This window comes from Acidibrevibacterium sp. (genome assembly GCF_049965395.1).
GTDB lineage: Bacteria > Pseudomonadota > Alphaproteobacteria > Acetobacterales > Acetobacteraceae > Acidibrevibacterium > Acidibrevibacterium fodinaquatile.
The window spans coordinates 1-12,018 of the sequence record NZ_JBMFWJ010000026.1 but is presented as its reverse complement, the minus strand read 5'-3'; the positions used below and the strand labels follow the sequence as shown (position 1 = coordinate 12,018).

Genomic DNA, 12,018 nt, shown 5'->3' with positions numbered 1-12,018 from the left:
ATCAGAGCAGGAAAATCGCCATCAGGATGAGCAAAAGCGCGACGCCGCTCGCGACAATGACGGTGAAATGGGTGAAGCCGGACCAAAAACGCTGCCGATCGGCGAGAAAATCGCTTTCGCTGACGGTCGGCGCCGAGGAGGAGGAAGTGGCCATAGCAGTGCCTCATTGTCATGTGGTTTGGCACCCGTTCTAAGGCGCGAGCCCCGGCGTCGGCAAGGGGTTGCAGAACACCGCGCCGGCCGCCGGCAGATGCGGCGCCGCGGTGAGAAAGGCGCGGAGTGCGGCCGGATAGAGCCGATGTTCGAGGGCAAGCACCCGCGCCGCGAGCAGCACTTCGTCGTCACCAGGCAGCACCGGCACCGCACCTTGCGCCAAAATCGGCCCCTCATCCATCCCCTCTGAAACCAGATGGACGCTGCAGCCATGCAGTTTGACGCCGGCGGCAAGCGCCCGCGCATGGGTATCGAGCCCGGGAAAAGCGGGCAAAAGGCTCGGGTGGATGTTCAGCATTCGCCCCCGATAGCGGTCGACGAACCACGGCGTGAGCAAGCGGAGATAGCCAGCGAGACAAACCAGCTCGACCTCATGGCGATCGAGTTCGGCGGCGAGCGCGACTTCGTGCGCCGCGCGGTCGCGCCCGAACCGAGCGCTCGGCACCGCGAGCGCCGGCACCCCTTCGGCGCGAGCGAGCGCGAGGCCGGCGGCGTCTTCGCGATTGGCGAGGACGACGGCGATGTCGGCAGGGTAATCCGCGGCCCGCGCCGCCGTGAGCAGCGCCATCATGTTGGAGCCGCGGCCGCTGATCAGCACCCCGACCCGACGCCGCCTGGCCGCGCTCATGCGAGCCAGTCGGGCGGCGGGTCGATCGCGAGCGCGGCCGGCCCCGTCGCCTCAGACGCCGCTTTGATCCGGCCGATCACGCGCGCGACCTCGCCGAGGGTTTCGAGCCGCTCGAGCGCCGCCGCGGCATCGGCGACGACGAGCGCCATGCCGATGCCGCAATTGAACACGCGCAGCATTTCCTCGGTCGATACCGAGCCCGCGGCGGCGAGCCAGCGGAATACCGCGGGCACCGACCACGCCCCGGCATCGAGCGCGGCAACCGTGCCGGCCGGGAGAACCCGCGGCAGATTGCCGGGTAAGCCGCCGCCGGTGATATGCGCCGCCGCCTTGAGGAGGCCGGCGCGATGCAGCGCCAGAACCGGTTTGACGTAAAGCCGGGTCGGGGTGAGCAACGCCTCGCCGAGCGTCGCCGCCTCGGCAGCGAAGGGCGGCGGCGCCTCGAGCCGGGCGCCGCTTTCCGCAATGATCCGCCGCACCAGCGAGAAGCCGTTGGCATGGACGCCGCTCGCCGCAAGGCCGATCACCGTATCCCCCACCGCAACACCTTCCGGCAGCAAATGGCCGCGCTCGGCGGCGCCGACCGCAAAGCCGGCGAGATCATAATCGCCCGGCGCGTAAAGCCCCGGCATTTCCGCCGTCTCACCGCCGACGAGGGCGCAGCCGCTCTCCGTGCAGCCGCGCGCGATGCCGGCGATGAGGCGCGCGGCGGCCTTCGTCTCGAGCCGGCCGGTTGCGAAATAATCGAGAAAAAACAGCGGCTCGGCGCCCTGGACGACGAGATCATTGACGCACATCGCAACAAGGTCGATGCCGATCCCATCCTGTCGCCCAGTCTCAATCGCGAGCGTGAGCTTGGTGCCGACGCCATCGGTGCTGGCGACCAGAATAGGGTCGTGAAAGCCCGCCGCCTTGAGGTCAAACAGCGCGCCAAAACCGCCGAGGCGGCCGAGCACGCCAGCCCGCTTGGTCGCCGCCGCCGCCGGTTTGATCGCATCCACCAGCGCCTCGCCGGCGGCGATATCCACCCCGGCGGCGCGATAGGTCAGGCTGGCCATCACACTCTCCGCTCATTGTCGCTCAAGGCACCGCATGCGCGGGCGGAGAGAACCACACGCGGCAGTGGCGCGCAACGCCGCGATCGGCGAAACTGCCGGGCATGGCAGACCAACCCGCATTGCTCCCGCCCGCCGCCGCCAACTCGCCGACGATACGCCGCCAGCGGCTCATTCTGCTCGCCGCCATCGTCATCGTCGCATGGCTCGCCTTGCAGCTTTTCGCGACCATCCTGCTGCCCTTCGTCGCCGCCGCCGGTGTCGCCTATTTTCTCGACCCGCTGGCATCAAGGCTGGTGCGTGCCGGCATGCCGCGCGGCTTGGCGGCGCTTCTTCTCGTGCTGCTGCTGCTCGCCGCCATTTTCCTGTTCCTGCTGCTGCTTTATCCGCTGATTTTGGCGCAGCTTGGCCTCCTGATCACCCGGCTGCCGGCCTATGCCGCGATGGCGCGCGAGTCGGCGATGCAGGTGATGGCCAAACTGCAAGCCCGCCTCGGCGCCGATTTCGTCGATGCCCGGCTTCGTGAGCTGGTCGGCAGCCAAGCCGGCAACATGCTCTCCTTCCTCGCCTCCACCGCCTCCCGCCTGGTCGGCGGCGGCTTCGCGATTTTCAATGCGCTTTCACTGCTGATCGTAACGCCGGTGGTCTCCTTTTACCTGCTGCGCGACTGGCCGCGGGTGATCGCCAAGCTCGATGACTGGCTGCCGCGCCGCTATGAGGCGCTGATCCGCGCTCAGGCGCGCGAGGTCAATCGCATCCTCTCGGCCTGGGTGCGCGGCCAGGCGCTCTGTTGCGCCGTGCTCGCGCTTTATTATGCGGTGACGCTGACCGTCGCCGGGCTCGATCTCGGGCTGATCGTCGGGCTCGCCTCCGGCATCCTGTCGTTCATTCCCTATGTCGGTTCGATCGTCGGGCTGCTGACCGCGCTTGGGCTCGCGCTCGCGCAATTTCCGACCTGGTTTGGCGTCGCCAAGGTCGCGGCGGTGTTCCTGCTCGGCCAGACCCTGGAGGGCTACGTGATCTATCCGCGGTTTCTCGGCGATCGGGTGGAATTGCCGGCGGTCTGGGTGATTTTCGCCCTCTTTGCCGGCGGTGCCGCGTTCGGCTTCGTTGGCATCCTGCTCGCGGTGCCGGTGACGGCGACGATCGGCGTGCTCGCGCGGTTTTGGCTCCGGCGCTACCTCGCAAGCCCGCTCTATCGTGATCCACCGCCGCCCGCCGCCGCCTGATGACGGCAACCCATATGCGCCAGCTCGCTTTGCCGTTCGCGCGCACGCCCGATTATCGCGCCGACGATTTCATCGCCGCCGCCTCCAACGCCGAAGCGCGCGCCTGGCTCGCGCGCGCCGAGAGCTGGCCGGACGGGCGGCTCGCACTCGTCGGGGCGGCGGGCTGCGGCAAGACCCATCTTCTGACACTCTGGGCTGGCCCGGGCGAGGTCGCGGCGGGGCCGTTTCTCCGTGGCCTGCCGGTGTTTTCGGGGCCACGCCTCGCCCTCGACGATGCCGATTCGTGCGCCGATGAAGCCGCCCTCCTCCATCTCCTCAATCATGCCCGCGAAAGCGGTGTCCGCCTGCTGCTCGCCGGGCGCACGCCGCCAGCGCGCTGGCGGGTTGCGCTTCCCGATCTCGCGAGCCGGCTGCGCGCGGTCACCACCGTCATGATCGGCGCCGCCGAGGATGATTTGCTCGCCGCCCTGCTCGCCCGCCTGTTCGCCGAGCGGCAATTGCGGGTGAGCGCGGCGGTGCAGGATTTTCTGCTGGCCCGCCTGCCGCGCACCCCGGCGGCGCTGCGCGAGGCGGCGGCGCGGCTCGACCGGCGGGCGCTGGCGCTCGGCGGGCGCATCACCCGCGCCCTCGCCGCCGAGGTCGCGGCCGAGATCGCGGAGGATTAGCCCGGGCGGCGCCTGCGCCGCTTTCCCCGCCGGCGTTTGTGCTCTAGCATGCCCAACGATGCCGGACACCAGCCCCGCCGACACACTTGCCGCCGAGAGAGAGACGCTCGAGGCCACGCCGCCGATGGTCTCGCCTGGGCCGGAGCGGTTCTTGAACCGCGAACTCTCCTGGCTCGACTTCAACCTTCGCGTCGTCGAAGAGGCGGAAAATCCCAACCACCCGCTGCTCGAACGGGTGCGGTTTCTCTCGATCAGCGCCTCCAATCTCGATGAATTCTATTCCGTCCGCGTCGCGGGGCTGATCGGCCAGGCCCGCGCCGGTATCGTCACCCCGTCTCCCGATGGCCGCACCCCGGCGCAGCAATTGGCCGAGATCAGGGCGCTTGCCGGGCGCGTGATGGCCGAGCAATTGCGTGTCTGGCACGATCTTCGCGCAGCCCTTAGCCGCGTCGGGCTCGATCTGCTCAGCGATCCCGCCTCTCTTGTGGGCGCGCTCAGTGTCGAGGACCGGCGCTGGCTCGATACCTGGTTCATGGAACGGATTTTCCCGGTGCTCTCGCCGCTTGCGATCGACCCCGCGCATCCGTTTCCGTTCATCCCCAATATGGGCCTGGTGATGGCGCTTCGCCTCGTGCGCGAGGCCGATGGGCATGGCATGCGCGCGCTGATCCCGCTGCCGGCGCAGATCGAGCGCTTCATTCGCCTGCCCCAGGCCGCGCCGGGCGAGGCGATCCGCTTCGTGATGCTCGATGATATCACGGTTTTGTTCATGGACCGGCTATTCCCCGGCTATCGCGTCGAGGGACTCGGGTTTTTTCGCGTCATTCGCGACACCGACGTCGAGTTCGAGGAAGAGGCCGAGGATCTGGTGCGCTCCTACGAGACGGCGCTGAAGCGTCGCCGGCGCGGCATTGCGATCCATCTCGCGGTCAATGCCGGGATGCCCGACGATCTCCGCGCCCTGGTCAGCGACGAACTCGACGTGCCGGCCGAGGAGGTGGTGGTGCAAGACGGGCTGCTCGGGCTTGCCGATCTTCGCCAGCTCATCGCCGAGGACCGCCCCGATCTTCTGTTCCCGCCGGTCGCGCCACGCTTTCCCGAGCGCATCCGCGATTTCGGCGGCGATTGCTTCGCCGCCATCCGCGCGAAAGACATCATCGTCCATCACCCGTTCGAGAGTTTCGACGTCGTCGTGCAGTTTCTCCGCCAGGCGGCGCTCGATCCGCATGTCGTTGCGATCAAGCAGACACTTTATCGCACCTCGCGCGACAGCCCGATCGTCAAGGCGCTGATCGAGGCGGCGGAGGCGGGGAAATCGGTCACGGCGCTGGTCGAACTCCGCGCCCGCTTCGACGAGGAGGCCAATATCCGCTTGGCGCGCACCCTGGAAGCGGCCGGCGTGCAGGTGGTCTATGGTTTCGTCGAGCTGAAAACCCATGCCAAGCTGTCGCTCGTCGTGCGCCGCGAGGGCAATGTGATGCGTTCCTATGCCCATTTCGGCACCGGCAATTACCACCCGATCACGGCGCGCATTTACACCGATCTCTCGTTTTTCACCTGTGACCCGCCGCTGACCCGCGACGCCGCCCGTCTCTTCAACTACCTCACCGGCTATGCCCGTCCGGCGCGGATGGAGGCGCTGGCTTTCAGCCCGCTGACGCTGCGCCCGGTTCTGCTCGAGCTGATCGAACGTGAGATCAGCTTCGCGCGCGCCGGACGGCCGGCCGCGATCTGGCTCAAAATGAACGCCCTCGTCGATCAGCGTCTGATCGATGCGCTCTATGCGGCGTCGCAGGCGGGGGTCAAGGTGATGGCGGTGGTGCGCGGCATCTGCTGCCTGCGCCCGGGGGTTGCGGGACTTTCGGACAATATCCGGGTGAAATCGATCGTCGGGCGGTTTCTCGAACACAGCCGCATCTGCGTCTTTGGCAATGGCCACAAACTCCCGAGCCCGGCGGCGCGGGTCTATATCAGCAGCGCCGATTGGATGGAGCGCAACATGGATTGGCGCGTCGAAACCCTGGTGCCGATCCATAACCCGACCGTGCATGCTCAGGTGCTCGACCAGATCATGGTGATCAATCTCAAGGATTCGGTGCAATCGTGGGAACTCGCCGCCGATGGCGCTTGGCGGCGAGTGGCGCCGGGACGAAAACCGGTCTCGGCGCATGACTATTTCACCACCAACCCCTCGCTTTCGGGACGCGGCTCAGCACTCCACGGCGCCGCGATGGCGCCGCTCCGCCGCGCCCCACGCCTGACCGAGGATTGAGGCGGGCGGCATGCCGTTTTCCCCTCCCGTCGACGTGCCGCGCCTCGCGGTGGTCGATCTCGGCTCGAATTCCGTCCGCCTCGTGGTGTTCGAAGGCCGGGCGCGCAACCCGCTCGCCATTTTCAATGAAAAGGCGGTGCTCCGGCTCGGCCGCGGGCTGCAGGCGAGCGGGGCCTTGCACGAGGAAGGCATGGCGCAGGCGCGGCTCGTGCTGCGCCGCTATCACGCGATTGCCCGCGCCATGGGCGCCACGCCGTTCGAAATTCTTGCGACCGCCGCGGTGCGCGATGCGACAAACGGGGGCGCGTTTGTGGACGACATCCGCGCCCGTTTGCCCGAGGTGCCGATCCGCGTGCTTTCCGGCGCCGAGGAAGCGGCATTATCCGCCGCCGGGGTACTTTGCGGGATTCCCAATGCGGACGGCTTGCTTGCCGATATCGGCGGCGGCTCGCTCGAACTGGTGTCGCTGCGGGCGGGCGCGGTGGGGCCGGCCACGACGCTGAAGCTCGGGGTGATCCGGCTCGCCGAGCGCGCGGGGGGCGAGCCGGCGCGGGCGCGCGCCATCGTCGAGACCGATATCGCCACCGTCCCCGATCTCGCCGAGGCCGGCGGGCGCGATCTCTATCTCGTCGGCGGCGCGTGGCGGGCGCTGGCGCGCATCCACATCGCGCAGACCGGCTATCCGCTCAACATCGTGCATCATTACGCGATCGGACGCGAGGAGGCGCGCGATCTCGCCGCCCTGATCGGTGGCGCGAGCCGGCGCGTTTTGGAGCGTCTGCCGGGGGTTCCGCGCCGGCGGATCGACGATCTGCCGTTCGCCGCCGTGGTGCTTCGCCGTTTGCTCCGCGCAACCGGCGCGGCGCGCGTCGTGTTCAGCGCCAATGGCCTGCGCGAGGGCTGGTATCTCTCGCAGATGCCACCAGAGATCCGCGCCGAAGAGCCGCTGCTCGCCGCCGCGCGCGAACAAGGCCGCCGCTTCGGGCGGGATCCCGGCCTACCGCCGGCGTTATTCACCTGGACAGAGCCGCTTTTCGCCGACGATACCGCGCCCGAGCGGCTGCTCCGCGCCGCCGCCTGCTGGGTTTCCGACATCGGTAGCCACGACCATCCGGAATACCGGTCAGAGCAGGCGTTTCTCCGCATTCTCCGCCAACCCGGCGTCAGCATCGACCATCACGCCCGCGCCTATCTCGCGCTCGCCATCGCCATCCGCTACGAGGCCGACAGCGCCGCGCCCTTTCTGCTGCCGGCGCGGCAACTGCTTAGCCCGGCGGCGGCGGCGCGGGCGGAGCGGCTGGGCTTGGCACTCCGTCTCGCTTACACGCTTTCGGCCGGCACGCCCGATTTGCTGGCCGCGACCGCGCTCAGTGTCTCGGGCAGGCGGCTGGTGCTGCGTCTCGCGCGAGCAAGCGGCACGTTTGCCGGCGAGAGCGTGCTGCGCCGGCTCGAACGTCTCGCCGAAGCGCACACTTTGGTCGCGGCGGTGGAAAACCGGGATGGAGAGGTGACATGAAAATCTGCGTGTTCGGAGCGGGCGCGATCGGCGGCCATCTCGCGGTGCGGCTGGCACGCGCCGGGGCGGACACCAGCGTCGTCGCACGCGGCGCGACCCTGGCTGCGATCCGCGAAGGCGGCCTGACCTTGGAAGCGAAAGACGGCACCTTCACGGTGCGGGTGCGCGCCGAGAGCGATCCCGCCGCCCTCGGGCCGCAGGATGTCGTGGTGATGGCGGTCAAGGCGCCCTCGCTCCCCGACGCCGCCCAAGCGATCGCGCCACTGCTCGGGCCGCACACCGCCGTGGTCTTCGCCATGAACGGCATTCCGTGGTGGTATTTTCTGCGCGGGATTGCTGGCGAACGCGCGGGATCGGCGCTCTCTGGCGTCGATCCCGGCGGCGTGATCGCGCGGGCGATCGCGCCTGAGCGCGCGATCGGCGGCGTGATCTATTCCGCCTGCACCGTGCTTCGCCCTGGCCTCGTTGCGGTAGAGAACCGACAGAGCCGCCTCATTCTCGGCGAGCCCGACGGCGCGATCACGCCGCGCATCGAAGCGCTTGCCGCTCTCCTCGCCTCGCCTGGCCTCGCGGTCGAGGTGACGGCGCGGATCCGGGATGCGATTTGGTCGAAGCTTCTCCTCAACCTCACTTCCGGCCCGTTCAGCGTGCTCACCGGCCTTGCGCCCCGTGATCTCTACACCGATCCGGTGATCGCCGCGACCGGGCGCGCGATCCTCGCCGAAGGCCAGGCGATCGCCGCCGCCCTCGGCTGCACCGTTGAGATCGATGCCGAGGCGCAGGTACGCCAATATCTCAGCATGAGCCACAAGCCGAGCATCCTCCAAGACCTCGAGCTTGGCCGAGCGATGGAGATTGACGCGCTGCTGATGGCGCCGCTCGATCTCGCGCGCCTCGCCGGCGTGCAAACCCCAGTTCTCGATCTGCTGGCGACGCTGGTGCGGCTCCGCGCCGAGGCGGCCGGGCTTTATCGGCGCGCTTTAGAGTAAAATATAAAGCCAGACTCTTCTTTTTCTGAAGAAAAAGAAGCAAAAAGACTTTTTCCCGTTTCTCGGAGCGGCCAATGCCTCGGCGCGGGCAGTGCCGTAGGCACTGCCCCACGGGGAAAAGTTTTTTGGTTCTTTTTTTCAAAAAAAGAACATTCATCCTTGTTCTCGGCGCGCCGCATTGCCGCTATGAGGCGGCGGTACGATCGCATGGAGGCGAAGATGGCGGCAAAGAGCGTGAAAAAAGTGGTGCTGGCTTATTCCGGCGGGCTCGATACCAGCGTCATCCTGCGCTGGCTGCAGGAGACCTATGGCTGTGAGGTGGTGACGTTCACCGCCGATCTCGGCCAGGGTGAGGAATTGGCGCCGGCGCGCCGCAAGGCCGAGATGTTCGGGGTCAAGGAGATTTTCGTCGAGGATCTCCGCGAAACCTTCGTCCGCGACTATGTTTTTCCGATGTTCCGCGCCAATGCCCTCTATGAGGGGCAATATCTCCTCGGCACCTCGATCGCCCGCCCGCTGATCGCAGCCCGCCAAATCGAAATCGCCGAGGCGGTCGGGGCGGACGCCGTCGCCCACGGCGCGACCGGCAAAGGCAACGATCAGGTGCGCTTCGAACTCGCTTATTACGCCCTCAAACCCGATGTCACGGTGATCGCGCCGTGGCGGGAATGGTCGCTCACCTCGCGGGCGAAGCTGCTCGAATTCGCCGAAGCGCATCAGATTCCGATTGCCAAGGACAAGCGCGGCGAAGCCCCGTTCTCGGTCGATGCCAACCTGTTGCACTCCTCGTCCGAGGGGAAAATCCTCGAGGACCCGGCGATCGAGCCGGACGAGATCGTCTATCAGCGGACCATCAGCCCCGAAGACGCACCTGACCGCGCGACCATCATCACCATCGATTTCGTCGCCGGCGATCCGGTCGCGATCGATGGCGAGGCGCTGTCGCCGGCGTCCCTTCTCACCCGGCTCAATGAACTCGGCCGGGCGAACGGCATCGGCCGGCTCGATCTCGTCGAGAACCGCTTCGTCGGCATGAAATCGCGCGGCGTTTATGAAACCCCCGGCGGCACCATCCTGCTCGCCGCCCATCGCGGCATCGAAAGCATCACGCTCGACCGCGAAGCGGCGCATCTCAAGGACAGTGTGATGCCGCGTTATGCCGAGCTGATCTATAATGGTTTTTGGTTCAGCCCGGAGCGGCGAATGCTGCAGGCGCTGATCGATGAGAGCCAGAAATCGGTGAGCGGGCGGGTGCGGCTCAAGCTTTACAAGGGCAACGCGACGGTGATCGGCCGCGAGAGCGAAAACAGCCTCTATTCGATGCGCATGGTGACCTTCGAGGACGACCAAGGCGCCTATAATCAAGCCGATGCGCAGGGCTTCATCAAGCTCAATGCGTTGCGTCTCCGCCTCGGCGCGGCGGCGGGACGGCGCGGCGGGGCGTTGTAAGTGCGACACGCGCGATCGCTGAGTGGTAGGCGCGCCGGGGTAGTGACGAGGATGAGAAAAAAGTTCTTTTTTGAAAAAAGGACCAAAAAACGTTTATCCATGAGGCAGTGCCTGCGGCGCTGTCGTGAGGAGGCGGCGTGATGGTGCAGGGGGTGACGGTCTTGTTGATCTGCCAGTTCATCGGCGAAGTCCTCACGCGGGCACTTGCCCTGCCGGTGCCGGGGCCGGTGTTGGGGATGCTCATCCTGCTCGCGGGTCTGGCGCTCGGCGGGCGAGCGGGCAAGTCAGCGCCAGAGGTCAAACGCGCGGCCGAGGGCCTGCTTTCGCATCTCGGCCTGCTATTCGTCCCGGCCGGGGTTGGGGTGATCACCGAACTCGATGTGCTCGGCGCCAACTGGCTCGCGGTGGTGCTGACCTTGTTCGGCTCGACCATGGCCGGGCTGATCGTTACCGGCGTGGTGATGCAGCGCCTTGCGCGACCGGACGCGTGAGATGCCGCATCTCTTTCATCTCTGGGTTTATCTGCAGACCTCGCCGCTACTCGGCCTCACGGCGACACTCACGATCTACACGCTTGCCGCCGCGATCGCTCGGCGGCTGCGCTTTCACCCCCTCGCCAATCCGGTGCTGGTCGCAATTTTGCTGCTCGCGGTGCTGCTCGAAGTAACGCATGTTCCCTACGCCGCTTATTTCCAGGGCGCGCAATATGTCCATTTTCTCCTCGGGCCGGCAACGGTCGCCCTCGCCGTGCCGATGTACGCCAATCTCCGCCGCATCCGCGCCGCCGCCGGCGCCATCCTGCCGGCGCTGATCGCCGGCTCGCTGGTCTCGGCCATCAGCGCGATCCTGATCGCGCGCCTCCTCGGCGCGCCGCGTTTGGTCGTGCTGTCACTCGCCCCGAAAAGCGTTACCACGCCGATCGCGATGGGCATCGCCGAACAGATCGGCGGCCAACCCTCGCTTGCCGCGGTCTTCGTCCTGCTCACCGGGCTCATCGCCAGCATCCTCACGATGCCGCTGCTGCGCCGCGTGGGAATCAGCGACTGGCGGGCGATGGGTCTTGCCGCCGGCACCGCCGGCCACGGTCTGGCGACGGCGCAGATCCTCCTCCACTCCGAAACCGCCGGCGCCTTCGGCGGCCTTGCGATCGGGCTGAACGGTGTCCTCACCGCGATCATCGTGCCCCCGCTCGCCGCCTGGCTCGGCCCGGCTTGAAGAACGAGGGCTTTGCGCTGAGCGGTAACGCGATTCGATTGGAGTGACGTCAGGGCGGCGGGATGGGAGGAACAGCCACACCGCCCGGCCGCCAAGGTCAGGCTGCCGAAACTGGTCGGAGTGAGAGGATTCGAACCTCCGGCCCCTGCGTCCCGAACACAGTGCTCTACCAGGCTGAGCTACACTCCGACCGTGGGGCGAGGCTATAGCGAAGCGCCGGCAGGGCCGCAAGCGGGGCTGATCCACCAGCGATTCTTACAGCGAGGGAGCGCGGCGGCGGCATAGCGCAAAAGCACCGCGCGCTGCCTTTTTGTGTTGGATGGATGTGTTTTGGACGAGGATCGCCCGCATCATACCGGCCTTGAAGCCAGCTTCGGCGCGATCTCCAAACTCAAAATAGCATCGGGAGTGGCATTCGATGTCATGGGAGGGATCACTGCCAGCCGGAGGAGTTCGCGGCGCTGGCCATGCACATCATCGCCAACCTGATGTTGAACGGCGAAACTATTCGTCTTGACGGCGCCATCCGCACGATGCCGAAATAGGGGCGGGGAAACGCAAGATGGTGTTTTTGGAGCGGCTGAGAGCCTGACCTAAAATTGGTTGACCGGCCTCGCGGCCTTTGATTCCCTTGGTTTGCGACAACTTTGGGAGATTCGCGATGCCTTGGAAGGAGGCCGATCGGGCGAAGTATGAAGTCATTCGGGCGCGCTATTCAAGCGATATGTCGGAGGCTGTAGCGCGACAATCTGGATGAGAAGCGCGACGATCAGGATGAGAAAGTGAT

At 66.9% G+C, this 12,018-nt stretch carries 11 protein-coding genes and 1 tRNA gene; 8 read left to right on the top strand and 4 right to left on the bottom strand.

What is annotated here, in order from left to right; genetic code table 11:
• Window position 1: 1 nt before the first annotated feature.
• Genes ACP5M5_RS09270 through purM form a run of 3 tightly spaced genes read right to left on the bottom strand, consistent with a single transcriptional unit; the run spans window position 2 to window position 1,899 of the window.
• Window positions 2-154 (bottom strand): aa3-type cytochrome c oxidase subunit IV, encoded by a 153-nt coding sequence (locus ACP5M5_RS09270; RefSeq protein WP_427936844.1) that lies wholly within the window; start codon window positions 152-154, stop codon window positions 2-4.
• A gap of 36 nt (window positions 155-190) precedes the next feature.
• The gene (gene purN / locus ACP5M5_RS09265) at window positions 191-841 is read right to left on the bottom strand and encodes a phosphoribosylglycinamide formyltransferase (RefSeq protein WP_427936843.1); all 651 of its coding nucleotides are present in this window, start codon (window positions 839-841) and stop codon (window positions 191-193) included.
• Window positions 838-1,899: a phosphoribosylformylglycinamidine cyclo-ligase gene (gene purM, locus ACP5M5_RS09260; RefSeq protein WP_427936842.1), complete on the bottom strand. Its 1,062-nt coding sequence runs from the start codon at window positions 1,897-1,899 to the stop codon at window positions 838-840. Before purM ends, purN begins: the two co-directional genes overlap by 4 nt.
• A 101-nt stretch (window positions 1,900-2,000) precedes the next feature.
• Here purM and ACP5M5_RS09255 point away from each other — a divergent pair, with 101 nt between their 5' ends.
• From ACP5M5_RS09255 to ACP5M5_RS09220, 8 genes are all read left to right on the top strand, one after another.
• Entirely contained in the window at window positions 2,001-3,125 is a 1,125-nt protein-coding gene (locus ACP5M5_RS09255) for an AI-2E family transporter (protein WP_427936841.1), read from the top strand.
• Window positions 3,125-3,790: a chromosomal replication initiator DnaA gene (locus ACP5M5_RS09250; protein WP_427936840.1), complete on the top strand. Its 666-nt coding sequence runs from the start codon at window positions 3,125-3,127 to the stop codon at window positions 3,788-3,790. The genes ACP5M5_RS09255 and ACP5M5_RS09250 overlap by 1 nt, the downstream gene beginning before the upstream one ends.
• 58 nt (window positions 3,791-3,848) lie before the next feature.
• On the top strand, window positions 3,849-6,062 hold the full coding sequence (locus ACP5M5_RS09245) for an RNA degradosome polyphosphate kinase (protein WP_427936839.1): 2,214 nt from the start codon (window positions 3,849-3,851) through the stop codon (window positions 6,060-6,062).
• Between the two features lie 10 nt (window positions 6,063-6,072).
• The gene (locus tag ACP5M5_RS09240; protein WP_427936838.1) at window positions 6,073-7,578 is read left to right on the top strand and encodes a Ppx/GppA family phosphatase; all 1,506 of its coding nucleotides are present in this window, start codon (window positions 6,073-6,075) and stop codon (window positions 7,576-7,578) included.
• Window positions 7,575-8,567 carry a ketopantoate reductase family protein gene (locus ACP5M5_RS09235; protein WP_427936837.1) on the top strand — a complete coding sequence of 331 codons (993 nt, stop codon included), beginning with the start codon at window positions 7,575-7,577 and terminating at the stop codon, window positions 8,565-8,567. Before ACP5M5_RS09240 ends, ACP5M5_RS09235 begins: the two co-directional genes overlap by 4 nt.
• Before the next feature lie 219 nt (window positions 8,568-8,786).
• A complete protein-coding gene (locus ACP5M5_RS09230) occupies window positions 8,787-10,016 on the top strand; it encodes an argininosuccinate synthase (protein ID WP_427936836.1) in 1,230 nt (409 codons plus the stop codon).
• A 140-nt stretch (window positions 10,017-10,156) separates the two neighbouring features.
• Window positions 10,157-10,507, top strand: a complete 351-nt coding sequence (locus tag ACP5M5_RS09225; protein ID WP_427936835.1) for a CidA/LrgA family protein — start codon at window positions 10,157-10,159, stop codon at window positions 10,505-10,507.
• 1 nt (window position 10,508) lies between these two features.
• Window positions 10,509-11,231 carry an LrgB family protein gene (locus tag ACP5M5_RS09220; RefSeq protein ID WP_427936834.1) on the top strand — a complete coding sequence of 241 codons (723 nt, stop codon included), beginning with the start codon at window positions 10,509-10,511 and terminating at the stop codon, window positions 11,229-11,231.
• A 112-nt stretch (window positions 11,232-11,343) separates the two neighbouring features.
• Here ACP5M5_RS09220 and ACP5M5_RS09215 read toward each other — a convergent pair.
• Window positions 11,344-11,420: transfer RNA gene (locus ACP5M5_RS09215), tRNA-Pro, on the bottom strand.
• Window positions 11,421-12,018 lie beyond the last annotated feature (598 nt).

What these genes read in the sequence shown, in the direction of transcription:
- purN (WP_427936843.1), bottom strand. Translation starts at nt 841, where the DNA reads ATGAGCGCGGCCAGGCGGCGTCGGGTCGGGGTGCTGATCAGCGGCCGC.
- ACP5M5_RS09225 (WP_427936835.1), top strand. Translation starts at nt 10,157, where the DNA reads ATGGTGCAGGGGGTGACGGTCTTGTTGATCTGCCAGTTCATCGGCGAA.
- ACP5M5_RS09255 (WP_427936841.1), top strand. Translation starts at nt 2,001, where the DNA reads ATGGCAGACCAACCCGCATTGCTCCCGCCCGCCGCCGCCAACTCGCCG.
- ACP5M5_RS09250 (WP_427936840.1), top strand. Translation starts at nt 3,125, where the DNA reads ATGACGGCAACCCATATGCGCCAGCTCGCTTTGCCGTTCGCGCGCACG.
- ACP5M5_RS09230 (WP_427936836.1), top strand. Translation starts at nt 8,787, where the DNA reads ATGGCGGCAAAGAGCGTGAAAAAAGTGGTGCTGGCTTATTCCGGCGGG.
- ACP5M5_RS09240 (WP_427936838.1), top strand. Translation starts at nt 6,073, where the DNA reads ATGCCGTTTTCCCCTCCCGTCGACGTGCCGCGCCTCGCGGTGGTCGAT.
- purM (WP_427936842.1), bottom strand. Translation starts at nt 1,899, where the DNA reads ATGGCCAGCCTGACCTATCGCGCCGCCGGGGTGGATATCGCCGCCGGC.
- ACP5M5_RS09220 (WP_427936834.1), top strand. Translation starts at nt 10,509, where the DNA reads ATGCCGCATCTCTTTCATCTCTGGGTTTATCTGCAGACCTCGCCGCTA.
- ACP5M5_RS09270 (WP_427936844.1), bottom strand. Translation starts at nt 154, where the DNA reads ATGGCCACTTCCTCCTCCTCGGCGCCGACCGTCAGCGAAAGCGATTTT.
- ACP5M5_RS09235 (WP_427936837.1), top strand. Translation starts at nt 7,575, where the DNA reads ATGAAAATCTGCGTGTTCGGAGCGGGCGCGATCGGCGGCCATCTCGCG.
- ACP5M5_RS09245 (WP_427936839.1), top strand. Translation starts at nt 3,849, where the DNA reads ATGCCGGACACCAGCCCCGCCGACACACTTGCCGCCGAGAGAGAGACG.